This window comes from Erythrobacter sp. K21-9 (assembly GCF_055808355.1).
Window position 1 is genome coordinate 1,902,826 of record NZ_CM147866.1, and the last position, 24,178, is coordinate 1,927,003.

The 24,178-nt window shown below is 61.1% G+C and carries 18 protein-coding genes and 3 pseudogenes; 5 read left to right on the forward strand and 16 right to left on the reverse strand.

From position 1 onward, the window contains the following. Positions 1–34: 34 nt before the first annotated feature. A complete protein-coding gene (locus tag AC0L39_RS09645; protein ID WP_473257448.1) occupies positions 35–1,519 on the reverse strand; it encodes a hypothetical protein in 1,485 nt (494 codons plus the stop codon). A 117-nt stretch (positions 1,520–1,636) separates the two neighbouring features. On the opposite strand from AC0L39_RS09645, the gene AC0L39_RS09650 reads away from it, so the two are divergent. Beyond that, complete coding sequence (locus AC0L39_RS09650) at positions 1,637–2,671, forward strand: D-alanine--D-alanine ligase family protein (protein WP_473257451.1); 1,035 nt, start codon at positions 1,637–1,639, stop codon at positions 2,669–2,671. Positions 2,672–2,771: 100 nt separating this feature from the next. Here AC0L39_RS09650 and AC0L39_RS09655 read toward each other — a convergent pair whose 3' ends face one another. Beyond that, positions 2,772–4,070, reverse strand: a complete 1,299-nt coding sequence (locus AC0L39_RS09655) for an acetamidase/formamidase family protein (RefSeq protein ID WP_473257452.1) — start codon at positions 4,068–4,070, stop codon at positions 2,772–2,774. Between the two features lie 76 nt (positions 4,071–4,146). Beyond that, positions 4,147–4,893, reverse strand: coding sequence for an SDR family NAD(P)-dependent oxidoreductase (locus AC0L39_RS09660; RefSeq protein ID WP_473257454.1), 747 nt, complete (start codon positions 4,891–4,893; stop codon positions 4,147–4,149). 226 nt (positions 4,894–5,119) lie between these two features. Here AC0L39_RS09660 and AC0L39_RS09665 point away from each other — a divergent pair, with 226 nt between their 5' ends. The 4 genes from AC0L39_RS09665 to zapE are packed head-to-tail and all read left to right on the forward strand — an operon-like array spanning position 5,120 to position 7,985. After that, a complete protein-coding gene (locus AC0L39_RS09665) occupies positions 5,120–5,902 on the forward strand; it encodes a succinate dehydrogenase iron-sulfur subunit (RefSeq protein ID WP_473257455.1) in 783 nt (260 codons plus the stop codon). A 32-nt stretch (positions 5,903–5,934) separates the two neighbouring features. After that, positions 5,935–6,378, forward strand: a complete 444-nt coding sequence (locus tag AC0L39_RS09670; protein ID WP_473257457.1) for a hypothetical protein — start codon at positions 5,935–5,937, stop codon at positions 6,376–6,378. Positions 6,379–6,381: 3 nt separating this feature from the next. Continuing rightward, the gene (locus AC0L39_RS09675) at positions 6,382–6,873 is read left to right on the forward strand and encodes a PaaI family thioesterase (protein WP_473257458.1); all 492 of its coding nucleotides are present in this window, start codon (positions 6,382–6,384) and stop codon (positions 6,871–6,873) included. Continuing rightward, positions 6,870–7,985, forward strand: coding sequence for a cell division protein ZapE (gene zapE / locus AC0L39_RS09680; RefSeq protein ID WP_473257460.1), 1,116 nt, complete (start codon positions 6,870–6,872; stop codon positions 7,983–7,985). The genes AC0L39_RS09675 and zapE overlap by 4 nt, the downstream gene beginning before the upstream one ends. 3 nt (positions 7,986–7,988) lie before the next feature. Here zapE and AC0L39_RS09685 read toward each other — a convergent pair whose 3' ends face one another. From AC0L39_RS09685 to AC0L39_RS09745, 13 genes and pseudogenes are all read right to left on the reverse strand, one after another. Beyond that, complete coding sequence (locus tag AC0L39_RS09685; RefSeq protein ID WP_473257462.1) at positions 7,989–8,723, reverse strand: crotonase/enoyl-CoA hydratase family protein; 735 nt, start codon at positions 8,721–8,723, stop codon at positions 7,989–7,991. 389 nt (positions 8,724–9,112) lie between these two features. Then, positions 9,113–11,011 carry an XrtA/PEP-CTERM system amidotransferase gene (locus AC0L39_RS09690; protein ID WP_473262341.1) on the reverse strand — a complete coding sequence of 633 codons (1,899 nt, stop codon included), beginning with the start codon at positions 11,009–11,011 and terminating at the stop codon, positions 9,113–9,115. 246 nt (positions 11,012–11,257) lie between these two features. Next, positions 11,258–12,121: pseudogene (xrtA, locus tag AC0L39_RS09695) on the reverse strand (exosortase A); the annotation flags it as partial. Then, positions 12,054–13,280 carry a TIGR03087 family PEP-CTERM/XrtA system glycosyltransferase gene (locus AC0L39_RS09700; protein ID WP_473257464.1) on the reverse strand — a complete coding sequence of 409 codons (1,227 nt, stop codon included), beginning with the start codon at positions 13,278–13,280 and terminating at the stop codon, positions 12,054–12,056. The pseudogene xrtA and the gene AC0L39_RS09700, both read right to left, overlap by 68 nt. 11 nt (positions 13,281–13,291) lie before the next feature. Beyond that, positions 13,292–14,353, reverse strand: coding sequence for a FemAB family XrtA/PEP-CTERM system-associated protein (locus AC0L39_RS09705; protein WP_473257466.1), 1,062 nt, complete (start codon positions 14,351–14,353; stop codon positions 13,292–13,294). Continuing rightward, on the reverse strand, positions 14,350–15,249 hold the full coding sequence (locus tag AC0L39_RS09710; protein WP_473257468.1) for an XrtA system polysaccharide deacetylase: 900 nt from the start codon (positions 15,247–15,249) through the stop codon (positions 14,350–14,352). The genes AC0L39_RS09705 and AC0L39_RS09710 overlap by 4 nt, the downstream gene beginning before the upstream one ends. A gap of 2 nt (positions 15,250–15,251) precedes the next feature. Then, positions 15,252–16,412: an XrtA/PEP-CTERM system-associated ATPase gene (locus tag AC0L39_RS09715; RefSeq protein ID WP_473257470.1), complete on the reverse strand. Its 1,161-nt coding sequence runs from the start codon at positions 16,410–16,412 to the stop codon at positions 15,252–15,254. Positions 16,413–16,430: 18 nt separating this feature from the next. Beyond that, complete coding sequence (locus tag AC0L39_RS09720) at positions 16,431–18,044, reverse strand: porin family protein (RefSeq protein ID WP_473257472.1); 1,614 nt, start codon at positions 18,042–18,044, stop codon at positions 16,431–16,433. Beyond that, positions 18,044–19,006 carry an AAA family ATPase gene (locus AC0L39_RS09725; protein ID WP_473257474.1) on the reverse strand — a complete coding sequence of 321 codons (963 nt, stop codon included), beginning with the start codon at positions 19,004–19,006 and terminating at the stop codon, positions 18,044–18,046. Before AC0L39_RS09725 ends, AC0L39_RS09720 begins: the two co-directional genes overlap by 1 nt. An 878-nt stretch (positions 19,007–19,884) precedes the next feature. After that, a complete protein-coding gene (locus AC0L39_RS09730) occupies positions 19,885–20,544 on the reverse strand; it encodes a Wzz/FepE/Etk N-terminal domain-containing protein (protein ID WP_473257476.1) in 660 nt (219 codons plus the stop codon). 16 nt (positions 20,545–20,560) lie between these two features. Then, positions 20,561–21,202, reverse strand: a complete 642-nt coding sequence (locus AC0L39_RS09735) for an XrtA/PEP-CTERM system exopolysaccharide export protein (protein WP_473257478.1) — start codon at positions 21,200–21,202, stop codon at positions 20,561–20,563. 187 nt (positions 21,203–21,389) lie between these two features. After that, positions 21,390–22,624, reverse strand: a pseudogene (locus tag AC0L39_RS09740) (pyridoxal-dependent decarboxylase, exosortase A system-associated). Beyond that, positions 22,621–24,176 (reverse strand): annotated as a pseudogene (locus AC0L39_RS09745) (acyl-CoA ligase (AMP-forming), exosortase A system-associated). Before AC0L39_RS09745 ends, AC0L39_RS09740 begins: the two co-directional pseudogenes overlap by 4 nt. Positions 24,177–24,178: the final 2 nt, after the last annotated feature.

Genomic DNA, 24,178 nt, shown 5'->3' on the forward strand with positions numbered 1-24,178 from the left:
CGGCCGCCCCACCGGTACGAAGGTCAAGTTTACGTCAAACGGTCCGCGTGCCAAGCCCCAATAATTCCCCGAGCGCGCGCGTAGCCGCTTCGAAATCGGCCAGCATCGTACGGCGCACCTCGGCAATCTCCATCGCCGCAAAGCGGCTGATCATGGGCATGCTGATACCGACTCGCAGCGTCCCTCCCCACCCTTGAGCCGTGCGCACGCACTTTACCGGCTGGCCAAGACGGATACCGTATTCGAGCGCCAGCTTGCGGTGCACGGCCTGCGCGTCGTCAAATGTCTCCATTCCCGGCAGGAGGCTCATGTCGAGCGTGATGAGCGTGCGCATCTCCAGTGGGCGCTCGGCCACCTTCGCTTGCATTCCCGGCGCATGTGGCAGCACCCGCAGCGCGCCCAGAGGTTCGATCAATGCTTCTTGCAGCGCGCTGTCGAACAGATCAAGGATGGCTTCGACCGTCCCGACCGGAATACGCTGGAAACGCTCCAGTTCGAACACCGCTGCCTCAAGCCGCAAGGCCAACGAAGCATTCATGCTATCGGGCAGAGCAGCACGGCCGGGCCAGCGCTCAGGCCATTCGGCGCGGCGAAATATGGTGGCAAACCCGCTCGGCAAATCGGCGGCTTCAGCCATGATGCTCTCGGGAACGAGCGCGAACCCGCTGAACGGCGGGGCACCCATGAATTTCGATCCCGTGAGCAGCACGATGCAATCGCGCGCCGCGTAATCGGAAAGAGCCGTGCTGGTTATGCGCGCCTGGCAGGCGTCGATGACGAAGGTCACCGCGTCGCCGAACTCTCTGCGCATGGCATCGATATCGGACAGCGAGGGCAGGACGAGGCCGGTTTTCGAACCGTGCACACCGTGGACAAGCGCATGCTTTCCCAGCGCCTGCGCCGTGCGGATTTCCGCCTGCATCGAAGCTGTAATCTCGTCGCTGGTCCGCGCTACTCCCTCACCGCAGCGAACCGGCACGTCGACCATGCTGACCGGGCCGCAACCCGCTACGGGTGCGGCAGGCTCGACTTGGTGGCCCAGCGCGGTTTCGTTTGCGAAGTAACAGCCATTGGCCGAGTGGATGCACCCGCTGCCAATCTCGTCGGCGCCCAGCAGGATGTTGTGGACGCCCTTCGGCGCTTTGCTCACGGTCGCAGCCAGACCTGCATATTCAAGGTCGGTGCCGGAGGGTGCGAACACGATTCCCGTGCTATCCGGCAAACCGTAAGCACTGCAGATGCGCCCGCGCAGTCCGTCCAGCGCGGCTTGATATTCGCCCGGAGTGCCAACGGGAGCCAGCGCCAGCAGATGCTCGAAAGCGCCGGACGAAATGTCGCTCACCGTCGATGACGAATATGCGGTCACACTGCGTGGATGCGGCGCGGAGAGGTATTTGTTCAGCCCGGTCGCGGGATCGAGTGTGATGCGCGCATCGCCGCCCGCACACAGCGCCGCGATCAGGCGCGCCTCACGCTCGGCGATTTCGAACCCCGGCAAGGGTCGATCGAGCGCTGCCATAAGATTGATCTCTGAAATGGTCCGTCCATCCTGAAGGGAGCGAAACAAAATTTGCGCTGGCGCGCTTTCAGCGGTCAGCCTATGGCCCGCGCCTTACCAGATCGAGCCGCTTTGACCATGCAAGACACGACCACTTCACCCGATTTGAAGCCACTCCGAATTCCGCAGGAAGCCAAGGAGCGGCTCAACATATTGTTTATTGCCAAGAATGCGCTGTGGGAGGGCGAGATCCACCCTGAGGATGGCAACCACGCGATGTATCACCGCGAGATGCGCGAAGTGCTCGAAGGCCTTGGCCTTAAGCTCACCCTCGCGGAATCGCACGACATCCTGTTCGATCCGCCGAAAGATATCGACTTTGTTTTTCCGCTCCTGAACCGAGCGGGGTTCTTCAACTCGGAAATGCTCGTACCATTGCTATGCGAGCGCGCGGGTATCGCCTATCTCGGCGCGAACCCGATCCTGCGCGGTCTTTCCGATGACAAGCACCTTGCCAAGCGCGCCGCCGCCGATGCGGGCGTGCCCACCGCCCCCTGGGCCGTGTACCGCAAGGGCGCGCCGATCACGGAGGACAAATGTCCGAAGGCCGAGCGCTACGTCATCAAGCCGAACAACTCCTCCGCCAGCTGGGGCGTCGAGGATGCGCATGACTGGGACGGCGTGAAGGCAGCGGTGAAGCGCATTCACGAAGACCCGGCCAATGGCGGGCAGGACGCGATTGTCGAACCCTTCCTCGAAGGGTCCGATGTCGAGGTGCCGGTCGTCACCGTCGATGGCGAGCCGCAAATCCTGCCAATGCTGATCTTCCGGCAGGCCGATCCCTCGCATCTGCGGACCTATTACGAAAAGCGCGACCTCGTGGATCGCAGCCAGAAATACTCGCTCGACCCGTTCGATAACGAGGAAATGGCTGCGCGGATCACCGAGCTGACGGCGAAGGTCTGGGAAGAGTACCGTCCGTTCGATTATGGCCGGTTCGAGTTTCGCGTAAACGAAGCGACAGGTGAAGTGACGTTTCTGGAGCTCAACCTGAACTGCAATCTGTGGTCGCAGAAAGTTTTCGGCGTCGCAGCCAGAATGGCGGGTTGGTCGCAGGAAGACCTGATCGAGACACTGCTGGCCGAGGGGCTGCACAGGCACGGGCTGCTCTAACGGTTATCGCTCGGCTGCGCCTATTCGATACGTCCGTAATCGGGTGGTGAGCGGACTATCATGGTCCCTGGTTCGTGCTCAGTCAGGCCTTCACCAGAATCTAATCACGCTCCACAAAGATATCTAACGGAAGGACCGCAGTTACTCCGAGATTCGGAACATCGACGAGCTGCGCAATCCGCAAATCAACAGCGACGCTCGTGATAATATAGGCTTGCGCCTGATCGTAGCCATACTCTGTCATGATGTAGTCAATCATTGCGGCAAGTGCATTGCGTGCGGCAAGATTGATATCGCCTGACAGGTTGCTCAGCTCCGCCACTTTGGGGGATTCAAGATAGGCCAGGTTCGCGGGAACGCTCCCTTCCTCCTTGAGCGGAAAACCAGTTACTGCGTAGAAGCGCTCCGATGGAATGCCGAGCGCCGACGCTGAACCTTCAAGGTGCGGACCACGAGACAAATCAGGTGGGTTGTCCACAACGCGGGCGGTCACTGTAAGGGTGCCGCCCATCTCGATAGCTGTGCCAGAAACCTCTCCATCGCCCTGAGCATAGTGGAAATCTCCAACCGCCAGGCCGCAGCCATCTACCAGGCATGGCAGATACAATGTCGAGCCCGTGGTGAGATAGCGGATATCCATATTGCCGCCATTCTCGCGTGGGGGAACCGTCCGCAGGCATTCCAGTGGCTTTGTACCCTCGGGTCCGCACAGTTCGGCAGGCTTCGCTTCGACTGGGTCCGGGGGCAGGACGGAACCTCCGGCTTCAAGAAGCTGGTTCTCTCGTTCGAGTATGTCGGCATGGAGGCTTGCGTCCGGCAACGTAGTCATAACGCCGGGGAAACTGGCATTCGGGATCCGTACGCCTGGCAACGCATCGCTCTCCGCGTATCCTTCGTTCAAACGCCAAACGATAAATCGTCCGTCGGTAGCGAATTGATCGCCGCCGAAACCGAAAGGTGTAACATCGGTCCAGCCGACTTCGGCAGGTTCGAGCGCTTCGATAGTGATTGCAAGGACGTCACCGGCCTTTGCTCCGCGAACATGAATTGGCCCGGTGAGCGCATGAGCAATGCCCACACCGTCCCTCGGCCTGTACTTCGCGCTTGACGATACGTCAGGGTCGAGTGTGAGATCGAATGCGTCTCGGGTAACGAACACGATTGATTCGCCTTGATCTGCTTCTGCAATCATTGGAACTTCGGGATGCAGACGGTTCATACACGCAGGATCTTCGGCGCAGCTCACACTGGTATCGCCAACTATGGTTTGAGCAGAAGCAGGTCCCGACATTGCAAACGTGGCAGTGACGCCGAACAATGCGCAGCGAACAAGGTCAATTCTCATAGTGATACCCCCGATGGAAACGCTGCTGGTAGCAAATGCATGCCAGACTGTCATGCAAGCACCGCTCGAGAACGAATTGCTTGGCCGGAAGCGGTCGCCGGCAGAATGTCCGGCACACACTCACGCATTATCAGGCGGGCACAACCTGTCCTGCAAAGTCGAATACCTTCCCGCTGTCCTCGGGCTCGAGACCTGCGAGCACATCGAGCAGGCTGGTAGCCGCCTCACCGGGTTCAGTTAGCTGGCCATCTGGAAGGTTCGACTGGAATGGCTCGGACAGCTCGCTGTCCACTGTGCCGGGGTGCAAGCCGACCACCGCGCCGTGTTTGTGCGTGCGGCCTATTTCCAGCGCGAAATTCTTGATCAGCATGTTGAGCGCAGCCTTCGACGCGCGGTAGGAGTGCCATCCGCCGAGCCCGTTGTCCGAAATCGAGCCGACCCTTGCACTCAGCGCTGCGAACACGAACCGCTCATCACGCGGCAGCAGTGGCAGCACATGCTTGGCGATGATCGCCGGACCGACCGTGTTGAGGGCAAAGACCTCGCCCATCGCTGACGGATCGAGGCGCTTGTACGTCCTCTCCGGGCCAGTGCCATCAGGCAGGGTCAGGACACCACTCGCTATTATCACGCATTGCGGCGGCCTGTCCTTCATCAGCGAGGCCGCCGCCTCGATCGATTCCTCGTCCTTGAGGTCGAACGCGAACGGCCTGAACCCGTTGGTTGACGGCGCGATACCATCGCGCGATCCGGCATAGACATGCTCGCATCCGTTTGCCGACAGCCGCTCGCACAAGGCTCGCCCGATCCCGCCGGTGCTTCCGAATACAGCAGCGGTCTTCGGCCAGCCTTCCGGTGATTTTCCTACATTGCTCATGCAGGATAGAGTGCGGCAATGGTCTCAAGGTTCCGCTTTTTGTCTGCATCGGTGAAGCCACCGGGTGGCGAATGGTTTTTTGCTCCAGGACACTGTCTCATGTGTCTCATGGCCGGGGGTGCTGAAAGATGCTCAACAGCAATCCCAAACGACGCAACACCGGCTCCCTTGCCTCGCGCACGCAAGCCGCTAGATAGGTCCCAAGCAGAAACGGGAATACACTGACATGGCGACCTTCACCCTCCCCAAGAACTCGACGATCCGCAAGGACGGCAAGGTGCACAAGGCCGCCGATGCGGGCCGCGTGAAGTCGTTCAAGGTGTATCGCTACGATCCCGATACGGCCAAGAACCCGCGCTATGACAAGTTCGAGATCGACCTCGACGAATGCGGTCCCATGGTGCTGGACGCGCTGTTCAAGATCAAGAACGAGGTCGATCCCACGCTGACCTTCCGCCGGTCTTGCCGTGAGGGCATCTGCGGTTCGTGCGCGATGAACATGAACGGCAAGAACGGCCTCGCCTGCACCACAGCAATCGAAGACCTGAAAGGCGAGATCCGCATAACGCCGCTGCCGCATATGGACGTGATCAAGGATCTGGTGCCTGACTTCACCCACTTCTACGCGCAATACGCCTCGATCCGCCCGTGGCTGCAAACCGTCAGCCCGACGCCATCGGGCAAGGAGCGGCTTCAGACACCCGAGCAGCGCGAACAGCTTGATGGACTGTATGAATGCATCCTGTGCGCATGCTGCTCGACGGCCTGCCCGTCCTACTGGTGGAATTCGGACAAGTTTCTGGGTCCGGCGATCTTGCTGCAGGCCTACCGCTGGCTCGCCGATAGCCGCGACGAGATGACCGGGGAGCGGCTTGATGCCCTGGAGGACCCCTTCCGGCTGTATCGCTGTCACACGATCATGAACTGCGCCAATGTCTGCCCCAAGGGCCTCAGCCCGGCCAAGGCGATCGCCGAAACGAAGAAGATGATGGCGGAGCGTGCCATTTGAGGTCTTGCGCGGCACTGCTGGGGCTCACGTTGATGGCCACAGTCGCAAGCGCACACCCTGGCGGCGAAGAGCTTCCCTGGAACGCGGACGATCTCTGGGTTTTGGCCGGGCTTGATGAGGAAAAAGGCGAAATGACATTCGTCGCGCTTGGCCGCGTCAGCCGTGCTGGTAACGCGGCCAAAGTGGAGACGCTGAGAGTGCACCGCGATGTCGATGAACGATTTGGCACAGATCAGGCGCACTATCACATGCTAGTCGACTGCCAGACCCGCGACTGGACGCGCCTCTCGTTCAGGGGATATCGGCCCGATGGCAGCGCAGGACGGCTGCTGACTCGCGATATCGGCCCGCGCTCTGCACCGCAGGGCGGCAGCCTGCGCCGCGCTTTCGATTTGGCCTGCACTGCTGAAAACGGCGAAGAGACGACAATTGCAGCGCCCTACGCATTTGCCAGGCAGCAGCTGAGCGCAGAATGATCGATGGGTGAAACAAGGGCACACGATTTCAAGGATGATGTTTTCGATCATCTACCCGATCCGGAAAATCCGGGCTGGCATCATTGGAACCTCAAGGACGATACGCTGTTCAATGGGGCAGTGATGGGCAAGCTTATCACACGCCGTGAAGGCGACAAATGCCGCCTGCGCATGTTCCCGAAGCGGCACCATGAGAATCTCCAGGGCATCATCCACGGTGCCGTGACCTTGGGCTTGATCGACATTTCAATGTTCACGACGATGCATGTGATCGGATCGGGCAATGCGGGGCCTTCGGTGACGTTGGAGCTGTCGACCCAGTTCGTCGGCGCGGGTGATCCCGAAAGGCCGCTCGATGCCGTCACCGAGATCGTGCGCGAAACGGGCCGAATGCTGTTCCTGCGCGGAGAATGCGTCCAGGGCGACGACATCGTAACCAGCTATTCGGGGATCGTGCGCAAGATGAAACCGCGGCCTGTAAAGCTGCCTGAATGAGCGGCCTCCTGGCGCGCTATGAGAAGCTGATCGCTTCGGGTGAATTGCGCGCAGACCCTGATCAGCGCCGCGCCGCCGAGCGGCTCGATATGCTGCAAGGTGAACTTGAAACCGAACCGTCAGGAGGGTTCTTCGGCCAGTTGTTCGGGCGGAAAAAGGAGCGACCGGAGGGCGTCTACATGTGGGGCGGCGTCGGGCGCGGCAAGTCGATGCTGATGGACCTGTTCCACGAGACGTTGGAGATCGAAGAGAAACGCCGCTCGCATTTCCATGCCTTCATGCAGGAGGTCCACGCAGGAATGCGCGATGCGCGCAAGAACATGAGCGGCGATCCAATTCCCCCAGTGGCCGAAAGGATCGCGGCGAATGTAAGGTGCCTCGCCTTCGATGAGATGGTCGTGAACAACTCGGCAGATGCGATGATCATGAGCCGGCTGTTTACGCAGCTGATCTGTAAGCAAGGCGTCTCGGTCGTGACCACGTCCAACCGGCCTCCGAATGACCTCTACAAGGACGGGCTTAACAGGGAACACTTCCTGCCTTTCATCGAGCTGATTGAAAGCGAACTCGATGTCGTCGGACTGAACGGCCCGACCGATTACCGCCTCGACCGGATCGGCGATCTGGCAACGTGGCACACGCCGCTCGGCAATTCGGCGACGCAGAAAGTGCGCGAGGCCTTCTTTCGCCTTACTGACTTCGCTCCCGAAGATGCCGACCATGTCCCGTCCGAAACACTCGCGGTAGGAGCGAACCGGACCATCCACGTGCCCAAATCACTCAAGGGCGTCGGGGTATTCAGTTTCAAGCGGTTATGTGCAGAGGCGCGGGGCGCGCCGGATTACCTTGCAATCGCGCAGGCATATCACACCGTCATCATCGTCGGCATTCCGATCATGGACACGGACAAACGTAACGAAGCAGCCCGCTTCGTTACTCTTATCGACGCGCTCTACGAACACCGGGTCAAGCTGTTCGCCACCGCGGCTGCCCTGCCCGATGAGCTATATGTCAGCGGAGATGGAAGCTTCGAATTCGAGCGCACCGCGAGCCGGCTCAACGAAATGCAGAGCGACGAGTACCTGGCGCTCGGCCACGGCACCGATTACTGAGCGTCAGGCGACCGCGATGCGTTCGGCAAGCCGCGCCTGCGCAGCCACGAGGCGGTTCATGACCTTGAGGTCCTGCTCACGCAGCTGAAGCGCGGTGTCGGCCCACATTTCGGTAATGCGGTTCAATTCGGCGAGTTCGAGCTGCCAGACTTCCTTGATCGCCCGCCGCGAGCCAACCAGACCTGCATGCCGCCGCTCAGACTTCTTGATGAAGTCCCGTGTCGCATTCAATCCATCGCCGGGTTCGGCCAGAGCATGGACGATACCGAGATCGTACATTTGTTCGGCCGTGAAAGTTTCATTGGAGACGATGATCCGGTCCGCCATCGCACTGCCCAGCTTGCGCGACAGCAGCGCATGCGCGCCCATACCCGGATAAAGGCCGAACATGATCTCAGGCAGGCCGAACGTCGCGTGTCGCTCCGCCACGATATAATCGAACGACAACAGCGCCTCGAAACCGCCGCCAAGCGCGGCACCCTGCACGAGGCCGACAGTAAGCATCGGTATTTCGAGCGTGCGGATATTGCGGTCCAGGATGGCGCAGCAGCGATGCCCGTATTCAACCAGTCCGTCGCGATCGCGCTCCCTGATCAAGCGCTGGAAAAGATCTAGATCGCCGCCGAAACAGAAGACGTCGTCGCACCGGCTTCCCAGCACAAGGTATCGCAGCGGAACCTTGTCCTTCCCGAACGCTTCGCCGATCAGCCGCTGCCAGCTTTCGAAGTCGTTGAGCATCGCCGGAGTAAAGCTCGGACCGCCCTTCGGGATTCATGTAGGTCCAAAGCGTTGCGGTCGTATCTTCATACAACACGTCAAGCCCTTGAAGATCGAAAATTGCTGCAGGAATTTCGGAATGTACCGCGCTTTCGGCGTACAATTCCTCATCCGCGGTCAATGGAACCGCCCTACCAGCGCCGCTATCCATAACGCACTACTCCGAGACAACCCTGTTGTGGCCGACTTGTTTTACCCTCACCGGCACTCGAATGGCCTTTTGGCTCCATTAATGACGAAGCTAGGCGAGAGCGGAGTCGCTTGGCAATCAGATATTTACGTAAAATTAGCCATCCGAGTCTCGAAATGGGTCAAACGATGCCAATTTGTCACGCATTGTTGCGTGGGCCTCATTCCGTGATCTGAAGGCGATTGAGCGACTTTTCGAGCATCAATAACTGCCACAGCACACGCGAATTGTCGCTTCGCCCGGAAATATGGTTTTCAGACAATTTCTTCAGCGAATTCGGGTCGAACCACCCGCTCTGGGAGAGTGCAGAGCTGCTCGAAATCGACCTCGCAGTCCCGGCAAGCGGTCCTCGCAACCATTCTGCAATCGGCGTGACAAACCCTTGCTTGGGCCGATAGAGGATATCTCCGGGCAGATACCGCTCCATGCATTTCTTGAGCAGGTATTTGCCGGTGCCGCCCTTCACGCGCATTTTTTCAGGAAGCCTCGCTGCAAATTCGACCAAGCGATGATCGAGGAGCGGTTCGCGTGCCTCGAGGCTCACAGCCATGCTGGTGCGATCGACTTTCGTAAGGATATCGCCCGGCAGCCAAAATTTCAGATCGGAATATTGCGCCCGGTCCAGCCCGCTGCGCGACGGGGCATCGCGCATCAGCGAAATAAGTTCATCTTCCGCGCGGAAACCCGAAAGCCGATTTTGAAATTCCGCAGAATAGAATTCACGCCTGTGATCATGAGCGGTGACCGACAGCGCGCGGGCATATCCCTCGTCCCCGCTCGCAGCGAGAGCGAGAAGCGTGGTCTTGGCGCGCAATGGCCTCGGCGCCCAGTCGGCTTTTGGCCACAGCTGACCCAGCCTCCCAAATATGGCTCCGCGCAATCCTGAAGGCAGAACCGCGCGCAGGCGTTCTTCATTGTGATGGAACACCTGCCGGCGGTAACCGGCAAAGGCTTCGTCGGCGCCGTCTCCCGAAAGCGCCACCGTCACATGCTCGCGCGCAAGCTCGCATACGCGCCAGGTCGGCAGCGCAGACGCGTCGGCGAACGGCTCGTCGAACATGGCGGCGACGTGGTCGATGGCAGAAAAATCGTCCTGGCCGACCGTGCGAGAGGAATGGTTGGTCCCGAACCTGTCCGCCACCGTCTGCGCGTAGCTGGTCTCATCGAGGTCAGCAATATCGAACCCAATCGAGCAGGTGCGAACAGGATCAACGCTCGCCTCGCTCATCAGCGCCACGACGCTCGAGGAATCGACACCGCCCGAAAGAAACGCACCCAGCGGCACATCGGACACCATCCGCGATTGTACCGCTTCGCGCAGGAGGTGGATGAGCTGCGCGGAGAGATCGGCTTCGCTGCCCTTTTCGCGCTCGCTGAAATCGATGTCCCACCACTTCTTGGGAGGCTCGATCCCCCTGCCCTGCTCGAGCAGCAGGAAATGTCCCGCAGGCAGTTTTTCGACACCGGCCAGGATCGAGCGCGTGTCCGGGACGTAACCCCACGCCAGATACGCATCGAGCGCGGCAGGATCGATTTTGCGGCGGAGCAGGGGATGCGCCAGCAGTCCCTTCAATTCCGAGGCAAAGGCGAGACTGCCATCCGAAAGCTGGGCCATGAAGAGCGGCTTCACTCCAAACCGGTCGCGCGCAATGAAAAGCTGCCGCTTGTCGAGATCGTAGAGCGCGAAGACGAACATGCCGTCGAGCTTTTCGAGGCGCGCCGTTCCCCAGCGCTGCCATGCGGCAAGAATGACCTCGGTGTCGCCCTGTGTGCGGAATTGTGCGCCGCCCTGTTCGAGTTCGCGGCGCAATTCGCGGAAATTGTAGATCTCGCCGTTGAAGGCGATCACCGCCCGGCTGTCGGCGGACTGCATTGGCTGGGGCGAGCCCTCAAGGTCGATGATCGACAGCCTGCGGTGCCCCAGACCCACGCCGCGATCCGTCCAGACGCCGGAGCCATCAGGACCGCGGTGCACCAGTGCATCGCACATGCGCTCGACCCGGACAGGATCGACCGGCTTGGGCGTTTCAGCATGAAAGATTCCGGCGATCCCGCACATGATGCGCTGCGCGGCCTGGCCGATTGGCAGAGGGGCGACAATCACCGCGAGCATGGCGGCTGCGAATATCAGCGCGGCCAGCGCACCGGCGACCGCGCCAAGGCTCGCATTTGCGCTCTCGGCCCGCGCCAACCATTGCCACTCCTGAAGGTCTTCGCGGGTCCAGCCGTATTCATCGGGTTCTCGCTCGAAGAACTTCCAGGCACCGGCGATCAGGATTGCCACGACCAGAGCAAAGAATATCCATCCATAAAAGATGTGGTCGAAACCTGCGGCGAATTCGACACCTTGGCTTTGCGCAATGAAAATCGTACCCCACGCGCGCACCCCGTTGGCGAGGATCGGTACGATTATGGCAGCGGCGATAAATGCGGCCCTGCGGCTCCAGCTGCTAAACCGGGTAAAGCACACCAGCACGGCGAGCGTGACCATCGCGATCAGGAACTTCACGCCCGAGCGCGCCTCTGCGACAATGAATAGGCCGACAGGTGTTTCGATATAGATACCATCGACGACAGCCGGAATGCCGCTCGCATGGGTCAGTGCAATGGCAATATCGGCGGTGATCAATTGCAGGGCCGGGATCATCTCGTCGCCAAACGGTACGAGGAAGGCTGCAAATGCGATCGGCAGCGCAAGCATGAGTGAAACGCGCAGGCCAAGGACAGCGACCACTGCGCCCTGCAATGCTCCCACTGCCCCGGCATGTGCGATCAGGTTGATCTCTGTCACACGCCCGATGAGCCACAGTGCAAGTCCCCCGGCTGTCAGAAGCAGGCCCGGCACCCAAGGCTCTGGCGTGACCTTCCCGATCGCATCAAGGCGCAGCCAGACGAGCCAGCCGATGATAGCCGGGACAAGCAGAATGTGTGTGTAGGTGTCGATGTTCCACCATTGGTGAACCATCTCGCCCCATTCGCGCGAGGTGATGACGATCATAGCTGCGGCAACCAGCCCGAGCAGCGTCAGGGTTCCGCGCCAGATTTGCGCGGTTTGCTCAGCGACTGGCTGAGGGTTGAATTCACCGGTGTCCGGGAAAAGCTCAGGCGGCATCGCGCGCCTCGTGGGTCTCGCCCGTAACAAGCCTGTCAAGCGGGGCGAGCGTGGCATCCCATGAATGGTTCGCAAGCACGAAGCGGCGCGCTGCCTTGCCCATCTCGGTCTTAGCGGCTCGAACGTTGAAGAGCGCTTCTGCGCGGCGGCACATAACCGCCGGATCGGCCTGTGCGATCAGCCACTCGGCTCCATCGCGCGCAGCGATGCCGGTCGCGGCTTCCGGTGTCAGGATGACAGGACGCTCCATCGCCATCGCCTCCAGCACCTTGTTCTGCACTCCTCGCGCAATCAACAGCGGCGCGAGAACGCAGTCTGCTGCGGCGAAGAATGGCCTCACATCGGGAACTTCTCCCCATACGGTCAGCCCCGCAGCGTCCCTGTAACCGAGAAGCCTGGCCGTTGGTGAGCGCCCGACGATATGGAATTCGGCAGCCGGAAACCTTGCGCGGATGGCCGGGAAAAAGTTCTCGATTGCCCAGAGAACTGCTTGCTCATTGGGACGGTAGTCCATCTGCCCGGTGAAAAGGAAATGCGGCCCCGGACGTGCGGCCATATCGGGATGCGCCATAACCTGCGCCGGATCGAAGAAAGCTGCATCGATGCCGTTGCCGATCACCTCGACATTTGCACTGGAAGGCGAGTTGATACGGCTGCGAAACAGATCGGCTTCCCCCTCGCTGATCAGGATCGTCGCATCGGCGCGCTGTGCCAGACGCTGTTCCTCGCGGGCAAGCAGCCTCGCTTCGCGCGCATTGAGCCACACTCGCTCGCCCGCCTCGGCATAGCTTTGAAACTTTGCGCTATCGACATCGCACAGGTCGATCAGGACCCGGCCTGCGAATGCTTCAGGTACGTACTGACCCATCTGTCCGGAAAAGATCACAATTGTCTCGATATCGCGCGCGGCTATCGTTTCTTTCACCCATTTCGCGAGACGAGCGCTGCGAAACGCTGTCAAGCTCACGGGCTGGCCTGAAAGGACCGCCTCTGCGCCAGCGAGCACAAGCGGCTTCGTCCGGTCGACGATGATGTGTGACGCAGCGATCTCGTTCAGATCAGCGTTCCCGGCCCTGTCCTCGTCATTCTCTGCAAAACAGCCGACATGGATCCGGTTCATGCTCGCCAGTTTCTTCAGCAGATGATGCGCGCGGATCTTGTCGCCGCGATTGGGCGGGAACGGCACCCGGTGCGCAAGGAACAGGATTTCGCCCACGGCTCTGTCCCTCAAGCGAGCCCGCGCGCGATCCAGGGACCGGCGGCGTTGGCGATTGGCAGGGGCAGCTTCTTCCATATCTCGATCTTGCGGCTGTATCTGTCGCTGGTCGGATCGATATCGCGCGCTTCCCGGCCCGGCGCAGACCACGAAGCATAAGTCAGCGGCTCCGGATCGAAGCCCCAGTTCTTCTTGAAATTGTAGGGGCCACTGCCCGTTTTCGAGCGACCAAAATCGAACCGCCGCATGCCCTTACGCCGGGCGTGGAGCATCAGTTTGTAATACATGAGCTCGTTCGCGCGTTCACCGCGCGCCGCGCGGGTTCCCCCACCCCAGAACGGCATGACCGCGCCATCGTGATAGAACGACAGAACGCTAGCGATCGGCTCATCGCCGCGCGTGACGGTCAGGATGTCGCTCGACCCCGGAAAGCTCTCGATCATCGCTCGGAACAGCGACTTTGGGAAAACCGGAGTGCCGAGGTTGCGAACGCTTTCGCTGTAGACGGCGTAATGCGCTGCGAGGTCTGCGCTATCTGCGCCAATTTGCACTTCGAGACCGTTATTGAGGCCCTTGCGCACTTCGGCGCGGGCCTTGCGCGGGATTGCCAGCAATTCCGCTTCGTCATCGCCTGCAAGCGCGCGTTCGAACCCGCAATGCTTGTGATCCTGCACGTTCCAATCTTCGGGTGCCGGACCGCCTCTCAATTCTATACTTGCGAAGCCGTGCCGTGCGGCGTGGTCCCGGGCTTTCTGTGCGAGTGCAGACGAGGCTTCGGGTGTTTCAGCGCAAATACCCCCACCAACGCCGAACCCGCTTGAAACGAGCGCCTTGCCGAAGATCATGGAGCGCACTTCGGTCAGCGGGAGCCATCCGGTTATGACGCCCAATTGCTCGCTGATGAAACCGCCCGCGCGCTGGCCAGTCCCGGCCTCCACGCCGAGCAGCCAGGCTGGCCTGTGAAACACACTCGCGCCGCGCTCGCATACAAAGGACTCGATGCGGTCAGCGGTTTTTGCGTCCCCCAAGTCTACTTCAACGACCCGGTGTGCGGAATCGACTGGAGCGTTCATGCGGCGATCTCTCCGGGCGGACTGACCGCCGACCAATGCGCCGCCCGCGGCGCCTCCGTCTGGGCAATCTGATCCATCCGGCCCCAATTGAATTCACGAACGAGGTCGCCGAGCTTGCCTGCCATCTTGCCGAGCCCGGTGTAATGCCGCAGCTTCGAGCGCAGCGGCGCACCCTTTACCCGCGGCTGATCCGGATCGATTTCCCAGGGATGAAAGTAGAATATCGCGGGCCGCTGATCGTGCGAATTCACTTGCGCGATCGCCCAGCGCGAAAAGGCGTAAGGCAGCACCCGGAAAAACCCGCCGCCGCCTGCCGCGACCCGCTTTCCGTGCAGGATTGCGGTCGTGACCGGTATCTCGATAAGGCCGGACGATGCGAGCGGGCGAAACGCGAAGCGCGGCGCTTCGGGCCATCCATAGTGGTCGTGAGAGATCGGCGCGACGCTCGATGAGTAGGCATAGCCTTGGTCGGCCAATTCCTCGAAAGCCCACGGGGTGCGGGCATCGATGGAGAAGCTTGGCGCGCGGTACCCGGTCACAGCTTGCCCCGCAGCATCTTCAAGGATGGCCCTCGCCTTGCGGATATCCTCGGCAAATGCCTTGTGGCCAAAATTGAATACGCGGGCATGGTCATAGCCGTGGCTTGCAATTTCATGCCCGGCATCGGCAATACGGCGGATAAGGCCCGGATGACGCTCCGCAATCCAGCCCAGCGTGAAGAAAGTCGCCTTCGCATCGGATTCGGCAAACAGATCGATGATGCGAGAGACATTGGCTTCGACGCGGCGCGTCATACCGTCCCAGTCACCGCGCTCGATCACATTCTCGAACGCGCCAACCTGGAACCAGTCCTCGATATCGACCGAGAGGCCGTTGATGAGATTGCCTTTCGGCATGATCAGGCGGCCTCGCGCGACGTATCGTCCTCGAGCCATTCGATAAGCATGGTCAGGACATGGCGAAGCGATTGCTCCTGCTCTTCCAAGCGCTTCTCGATCCGGTCCACCGCCGCGTTCAAATCGGCCTGAGCGGCGTCGTCCATTACTTCACCGGACACGCCCGGAGCGGAGCCGATCGCCTGCAGCTCTGCGATGGCGGCGGCCAGCTCGGCGGTTCGGTTGTCGCGCTCTGCCAACATGGCAGCGACGTCGCTCGCCGGGACGTGCTCGACAGTGTCGACTGCGGGGGTTGGCGCAGGCTCGGTATCAACCGAGGGCTCGACTTCCGGCTCTGCCGCTCCGTTCTCGGTGTCGGCTGCCATTTCATCGATCACGGCACCGAGCATTTCGGTCGTGATCACGTCGCTCTCTTCAATTGCGCCAAGCAGCATGAGCCGGTTCATCGCCTGATTCACCCGGCGCGGAATGCCGCCCGTATGTTCGAACAGCGCAGGCAGCAGCCCTTCACCGAGCGATGGGCGACCGTCCCAGCCTACATGCGCGAGCCGGTGGGATACGTAATCCTCAAGCTCATCCGCATCGAGCGCTTCGAGATGGTGAGATGCGATGATCCGCTGGCGTAGCTGGTCGAGATCGCCATGCCTTGCGAGAGTGCCGCGAAATTCGGGCTGGCCAAGCAACAGGCTTTGCAGGAGCGGATGCGAACCGAGCTGGAAATTCGACAGCATCCGAAGCTCCTCAAGCGCGGAAATGTCGAGGCACTGGCACTCATCCACGACCAGCAGGCAGCGTCGGCCTTCGCGCGCTTCGTCCTGCAGGAACCGCTCGATTGCGCCCAATGCGCTGGCCTTGTCCTTGCCATCGATATCAAGACCGAATGCCTGCGCGACGACATGGACGATTTCTTCCCCGTCGAGTGCGGAGGTCACGATCTGTGCGACGGTCAGTTCTTGCGGATTGATCCGCTGCATCAGGTATTCGACCAGCGTTGACTTACCCGCGCCGACCTCGCCCGTGATCACGATAAAGCCTTCACCCTGATTGAGGCCATATCCGAGATACGACATCGCCTTCTTGTGCGTCGCGCTCTCGAAGTAGAACTCCGGATCGGGGGTCAGCTGGAAAGGGCGTCCGTTAAAGCCGTAAAATTGCTCGTACATGAGTGTCAGCTCCGTCCGTCAGAAATCATAGCGCAGGCCAAGCAGCGCGGTTGCGGTGGCGAAATCTTCTGCAGTGAATTCGCTATCGAGGTAATCGACCGCGATTGCGGCCCTTGCGGAAAGTTTCTCGGTCAGCGCGCGGTTGTATGCAGCGGCCACACCAAAAGCGGTCGCGTCGCCATTGCCCGCCCCGCTATCGAACCAGTTGATGTAGGCGCTCGCCGCGATAGTGGCGCTTTGGCCAAGCGGGCGGGAAACGCCGCCATTGATGTAATAGCTTTCGTCGACGATGCCGTCCGCGATTTCGAGCACCGTGCCGGGTGCGCCGATGAATTCGCGGCGATCGTATCCGGCGCCAATTGCTGCGCTCAGCCGTCCGATCTGGCGCTGATAGCTGGCGTTCACACCCCGACCGCGGAAGGCTGCGGAACGCACTGACCCGAACGAGTTGATCAGGCCCGATCCGTCATCACCCGTGACCAGACCGCCGAAATCGCCAGTAACCGGATTGCGCTGCGCCTCGAAATTCGCAGGCAGGCTGGCGAGCGCGTTATTCAATTGGCCACCAAAGCCGGTGATGCCATCGTAGACCGAGATATTGAGCGCGCTGCGCTCGTTCGGTGCGTAGCTGAAATTGCCGTAATAGGTGGTGGAATCGTAACGCCTGCCGATAGTTGCCGACAACGATGTGCGCGAACTTGGCCGCCACAACACGCCGACATCCCACAGCAGCCCATCGACATCGAACGCGATCCGGCGCGGTGACGATTTGTCTGTGACAAGCCGTCCGTTGGCGCCGATCACGGGATCGCCATTGGTATCGCGCAAGGCATCGCGGCTCGACACCTCGACATCCTCATATCCGACCCCTCCAACCAAGGCGATTGACGGTGTGACGGGAACAGTCACATCGCCGCGCACGTACAGATCGCGCACACGCTGATCGAGGTTCGATATATCTTCCTGATAGGCTCCGGCGGTCACGGCGAGGCCAACCGGGAGCGGATCGCCCACCCGCGTGGCCGCTCGTACCTGTCCGTTATAGGTCACGCTGTCATCGAAGATGTCGACCGGGTCGCCGTTTGCATCGAACAGGGCATTGTCGGTTTCGAACCGGTTGTATCCGATACGCGCATTACCCGTGATGCCTACCGCACCAACCTGCGTGGCAAGGCTCGGCCCGGCGTAGAGGCTGTAGATCTGGCTCTCGGCATCCTCGCTTACGAGAGGATTCGGTGAGACAGCGCCGCCGCCATCGATCCGTGTCCGGCTTGCAAGGGCCCCTGCTTCCAACGTGACGGCGCGGGGGACCACCGACACGTATCCGCGTGCGATGCCGCTCACGGTGTCGGTATCGACTCTGTCGCCGTAGCCGATATTGCGCTCATACCGCACCGACACCGACGCGCCGCTGTTACGGCCTTGCGCGTTCACATCGACGCCTGCGGCAATCTGGGTGAAAGTAACGACATCGTCGCCCGGAGAAAGTTGGGCCGAAAGGACCTGATTGACCTCGATGTATGGCTGGATGCGGACATTGCGCGGATCGCCCTCACCTTGCTGGGCAAGCGCCGGCACAGCCAGAACGCTGGCGGTCAGTCCGATCAGGTTGGAAAGGACACGCAGTAACATCAGCCGAGCCCGGTCCCGTAATACTCGCCGAAGCGGCGCCCGGTTGGACTGAACCGAATGGCGTTGAGCAGCAGCTTCGTGTTGGGACAGGCCGACAGGAGTTGGCGTGCATCTTCAAGCGCTGCGCGGCTTGTCTCGTCTGCACGAACAACCAGCACCGCCTGGCCGACATGCGCGGCCAGCTCGGCAGCGGGTGAGGCGGCGAGCGCTGGCGGCGTGTCGAAGATGACGAAACGGTTAGGCGCGCCGCGTGTAAGACGGTCCAGGATTTCCCCGGTCCGCGCACTCGCGAGCAGCTCGGCATCGTGCGATCCGGTCGAGCCTGCGGGCAGGACGAAGAGACCATCGATGTCGGTCTTCACTGCCAGCGTCTCCGGACGGACAGCTGGATCGGCAAGCGCGTCCATCAGCCCCTTGTCAGCGTCGATCCCAAGTCGCCCGGCAATGGAAGGCCGGATCACGTCTGCGTCAACCAACAGCACCTCGACATCGCGCTCGACCGCGAGGGCAATAGCGAGGTTGATAGCGCAATAGGTCTTGCCCTCACCCTGATGCGGCGAGCAGATCAGGATGCGCCGCTGCTTGTGTTCATCATGAGCGCGCCCGTCAGCAATCAGGTCGCGCTTTACGATCCGGAATTCTTCCATAAGACCCGTCACAGGCTCCTCCGGCACGATCAGACCGGCATTGTCCAACTGCTCCCGATCGACTTCCTGGTACGGCCCGGTAAGCGCGACAGCGGGCTCAGGCGCGGGAACTCTTGCGACAGGCTTGGCAGTCTCCGGCGCAGGCTCGGTCTCAGGCGCGTCCGCAACTGGCGCATTTTCACGCCTTTTGGGCTCCGGCAAGTCGCCCGGCACTTTCGCGGCGCCAATGGATTCGAGCCCGAAAGTCTTGTTTGCACGCTCCAGCAGTGATGCAGGCTTTGCGTTCTTCCGGTCGATCTTGCTTTGGTCCGTCATGTCCTGCTGCTCCTCACGCGACCGTCCCGACCGACACGATCTCGATCGCCAGCAGGATTACAAAAACACCGACCAACGCAGCGCTGGCCCCGGCGAATTGCTTGAGCCGGCGCTGCTCGATGGCGCGAGCGGCATCGGAAATCGTCAGCGAAATCGTACCGATGACCGGCATATCGAAGGTTCGCTCAAGCTTTTGCGCGGTGGCGAAAGTCGATTTGAGCTGACCCATGCCGTATGCAGCGCCAGCACCCGCGCCAACGCCGACGATCAGCACGCCGAGCAGCAAGAGCGGACGATTGGGCGCGGTCGGTTTGACCGGCACCACGGGCGGATCGATCAGGTCGAACTTGTACTGGCTGGTCTGGTCGACGACATTGCCGCGCGTCCGGATTTCCTCGCGGTCCTGAAGCCGGTCTTCGTAATTCTTGCGCAGCACCTCGTAATCTCGGCTGATCCGGTTGGCTTCAGCCGCGACCTCCGGTTCGGACGCCTGGCTCGCCATCAGCGAGGCGACTTGTGATTGCAGCGCCGCGCGGCGCGCCTGCAGCGATTCCACGCTGGCCTGCCGGTCGGTGCGGATCGCAAGCAGCGATGAATAGGCCGGGTTCGGCGCGCCTCCGGCATTGTCGGGTCCCGCGTCCTCGACCTGCTGGCGCAGGATTGCGACCTGCCTGCTGGTAGAGCGCACATCGGGATGCTCGTCTTTCAGTCCGCGCGCGCGCAGCTCGGCTAGTTGCGACTGGGCCTGCATCAAGGCCGCGCCTGGCCCAACCGAATTCTGCCCGCCGACGATGGTTCGGGGTGTGCTGGCCAGCTGGCCATTGATCGCAGCCAGCGCGCTGGACGCGGCGGCAAGATCAGCATCAATATCGCGCAGCTCAGTGCGCGCCTGCTGTATCTTGGTGGCCAAGGTGGCAGAGCCGCCGACCAGTTCGGGATATTGCGCTTCGAAGGCCAGGCGGCGCTGCTCTAGCCGCTTCCAGCTCGGCTTTACGCTCGTCGAGCTGGTCATCGAGCTCTGCAATCGCCTTGCTGATTTCGGCGCGATTTCCGGAAATGTGCTCTTCGCGGAAGATGTCGAGCAGCTTTTGCACGACATTTCGTGCGAGCACGGCATTTTCCGCGTCGGAGAAATCGCTCTTGCCCACCGTTGCGATGATTTCGAACAAATTGTCCTGCTGGCTGGTAACCTGAACATGGTCTGCCAGGTCGGCAACGGCAGCATCCATCTGCGCCGTCTCGACGACTTCTTCGCCCAGCTTGGTGGAGCTGATCACCTTCTTGAGGTTCTTGGTGCTGACGAGCGTCTGGCGCACGCGCATTATTTCCTCGCGGCCATCGCCTGCAATGCCGAGCTGTTCGGACAGAACGTCGTCCACGTCGACATAGATGCGAGCCCGCGATTCGTAGGAATTCGGCACCATCGACACGGCGAGCCAGCCAAGCAGACATACCCCCCACGCAACGCCGACCGCGATCCAGCGGCGATGCCAGACCGAATAGAGCGCTGTGCGCAATTCTTCGAAGATCTCGTTCATGCGTAGTCAGGGCCGCTTAGAAGCGGCTCTCTGGAATGATGATGACGTCGCCCGGTTTCAGCATGACATTGGCGCTGCTGTCCCCGCGCTTGAGCAAGTCGGCGAGGCGCAGGCGATATTCCTGCTGGTCATTCTCCGCGCCCTCATACCGCAGGAGCTTGGCGCGATTGCCCGCGGCAAATTCGCCAAGCCCGCCGACCGCAATCATCGCATCGAGCACGGTCATGTTGGCGCGGAATGGCAGAGATGCCGGCTGTTCTGTCGAGCCAACGATGCGGATCTGCTGTTCGAATGTGCTCACGAATTCGTTAACGATCACCGATACGATCGGCTGCTCGATATATTGCTCAAGCTCGGTACCGATATCGTTTTGTAGCTGTGTAGGCGTCTTGCCGACCGCGGCCATGTCCCGGACCAGCGGCATGGTGATCCGGCCATCGGGACGGACCTGGATTTTCTCCGCGCTCAACTCGGGATTGCGCCAGACGTGGATGGTGATCTCGTCGAGCGGACCGATAATGTATTCCTCGCTCGGTGCCTCGGGCGCTGCCGTGTAGGTAGCCGGCGGCAGTTCCGGGCCTCCTGCGGTGCAAGCGGCGAGCGCAAATGGTGCAAGTGCTATCCCGGCAAAGCGGGAGAGGGTCGGCGTGTGGTGCATCGATACGTATCCTTGGCCTGGCTCTCGCGAGACCCCGGGAATGGATGCAGGAGCGACCTGAGAATCCCGGACACGCGAATGACCCGTTTCCAGTGCCCGAATTAGGTGAACAATGTGTTAGCCATAGCGTGCGATTTGGTACCCCATCCCGCCTTGGGACAGCGACCTGCCAACCGTTAACGAGCCGCTATACCAGAACCTCTGCCGCAGGTCCGTGACCAAGGAACTCTGCGGGCGAAGCTGTCGCTCCGTAAGCCCCGGCGCAAAACACCGCGACCAGATCGCCAATTTCGGCGCGCGGCAGGTGCGCAAGGTCAGCCAGACGATCCAGCGGCGTGCAAAGGCGGTACCGACGATATTCACGACCTCGCTCGGCTCCGCATCGAAATGAGTGGCGATCGCGACCGGGTAATTGCGCCGGACAACCGTGCCGAAATTGCCTGACGCGGCAAGCTGGTGATGCAGGCCGCCATCTGTGACGAGATAGGTCATCCCGTGGCTTTCCTTGCGGTCGATCACGCGGCACAGATACACGCCCGCTTCGCCCACGAGATAGCGGCCCAGTTCAACGCAAAGCTCGGTTTCGGAAAGGCTTTCGGGAAGGTCGGCGACACGCTCGTGCAGCGCCGCGCCCACCGCAGACAGGTCTAGGGGTTCGTCGCCCGGAAAATACGGAATGCCAAAGCCCCCGCCCATGTTGAGCTTCGGTAAGGGCGATCCGACTTTCTGAGAGATTTCATCACCCAATTTCAGCACGTTGGACTGCGCTTCTATGATCGCATCTGCACTCAGGGCCTGGCTGCCGGTGAAGATATGAAGCCCGCGCCACTGTGCACCTTCGTTGATGAGGAATTTCGCCAGATTGGGCACCTTGTCGGCATCCACGCCGAACGGCTTTGCGCCTCCGCCCATCTTCATGCCAGACCCCTTCAGCTCGAAATCGGGGTTCACGCGCACGGCAATCCGCACCGCCTTGCCAATGCGCTGGCCGATGGCGAGCGCTCGCTCACCCTCGCCCGAAGATCTGCAATTGAGCGTCACCCCGGCAGAAATCGCTGCCTCCAGTTCATCGTCGCGCTTTCCCGGACCGGCAAAGCTGATCCGCGTCGGGTCGATCCCGGCCTGCTGCGCGTACCCAAGCTCTCCGGACGACGCGATGTCGAAGCCATCGACCAGAGGCTCCATATGCTCGAGCACAGCCTGATGCGGATTGGCCTTGATCGCGTAATTGATACCGATCCGCTCGGGCAAGGCCTCTCGCATCTGCCGCACGCGCGCAGTTAGCAAGTCCTTCGAATACACGAACAAGGGCGTCCCGCCTGCCGCAGCGACAAGCTCGCTCGCCGTCCTGCCCGCAACCACAAGCTCCCCGTTCAGCGCAGTGTAAGCGGCAGGGATCGGTCCGACCGGCTTCGACTTCACGCCGCGCCTCCTTCGCTCAGTTCATTCAAGAGCGCCGTGCGGTCGATCTTGCCATTGGGATTGAGCGGCATTGAAGCGCGCCAATGGATTGACTGTGGTTGCATGAAATTGGGAAGCTCCTGCTTGAGCATTTTGGCAAGTCTTGCCCGCTCTTCAGTATCGCTTAACCCGCGAACGACCAGGTGAACAGCGTGGCCCAGCCGCTCGTCCGGCAGCCCGAGGGCCACGGCCTCGACTACCAGATCGGTCGCGATAGCCGCGTCTTCGATTTCCTGCGGGCTGATGCGATTGCCCGCGCTCTTGATCATCGCGTCACGTCGGCCAACAAAATAGAGTAAGCCATCGGCATCGCGCCGAACCCTGTCACCGGACCACACAGCAGTGCCGCCATACTCCGATTGCGCAGGCGCGGGTTTGAAGCGCACCGCCGTTCTCTCGGGATCCTGCCAATACCCCTGCGCCACCAGCGGACCGCAATGGACAAGCTCACCTTCTACGCCGGGAGCAACGACCTCACCGTCATCATCGATTACGAGAATCTCTACGAATGGTATGGCCTGACCCATTGATGTTGGATGGTTTTCAACCAGAGCTGGGTCCAGGAATGTCGAACGGAACGCTTCGGTCAGGCCATACATCGGATAGAGATCCGCCTGCGGAAAAATGCCGTGCAAATCACGCACCAGATCGGTCGTGAGCGCGCCGCCGCTGTTTGTCAGACGCCGCAAAGGAGAGCTCGCCTCGGCAGACCAATCCACTTCGGTAAGCTGCACCCACAGGGGGGAACTGCGGCGAGTGTCGTGATGCGATGCTTTGCGCAGGCCTTCGCAACGTCTCGCGGAAAGAGGAAATCGAGCGGCACGATGGCCCCGCCTGCATACCATGTCGAAAGCAGCTGGTTCTGACCGTAATCGAATGACAGCGGCAGTACTGCAAGGGTCACATCGTCTCGCGCCATCTTCAGATAATGCGCGACGCTCACTGCGCCGAGCCACAGATTGGTATGGCTCAGCATCACACCCTTGGGCCGTCCGGTCGAACCGCTGGTGTAGAGGATAGCTGCCAGATCGCCGGGGTCAGCGCGCGAGGGCCCATGCTCCAGCGCGGCCTCATAAGCCTCGGCGAGCGCCTCGCTTTCCTCGAAAGTGCGGCACTTGGAGGACAAATCGCCGTCTTCCAGCGAAGCGAGCCGCGCCTTCGTGCCGATGACAATCGAAGCGCCACTGTCAGACAGGATATGCGCCGCCTGCGCGCGTTTCAGCAGGGGATTGATCGGAACATGGACCAGTCCCGCCCTCGCCGCTGCAAGGGGCAAGAGGCAGGTCAGCTCGCCCTTGGCCGCCCAGCTGGCCACCCGAGCGCCATGTTCAGGAATTTCGCGGGCAAGCCACCCGGCAAGCCGGTCCACACGCACTCTTAACTCATCGTGGTTAAGCACTTCATCGCGTAGCACCAGCGCGCGGGCATCGCCGTATTCCCCTTCAACCGCCAATTCGGCAAGGTGATCGAGCGGGCGCGGCGTGGGATCAAGCGGGATCTGGGTTGCGGTCATGA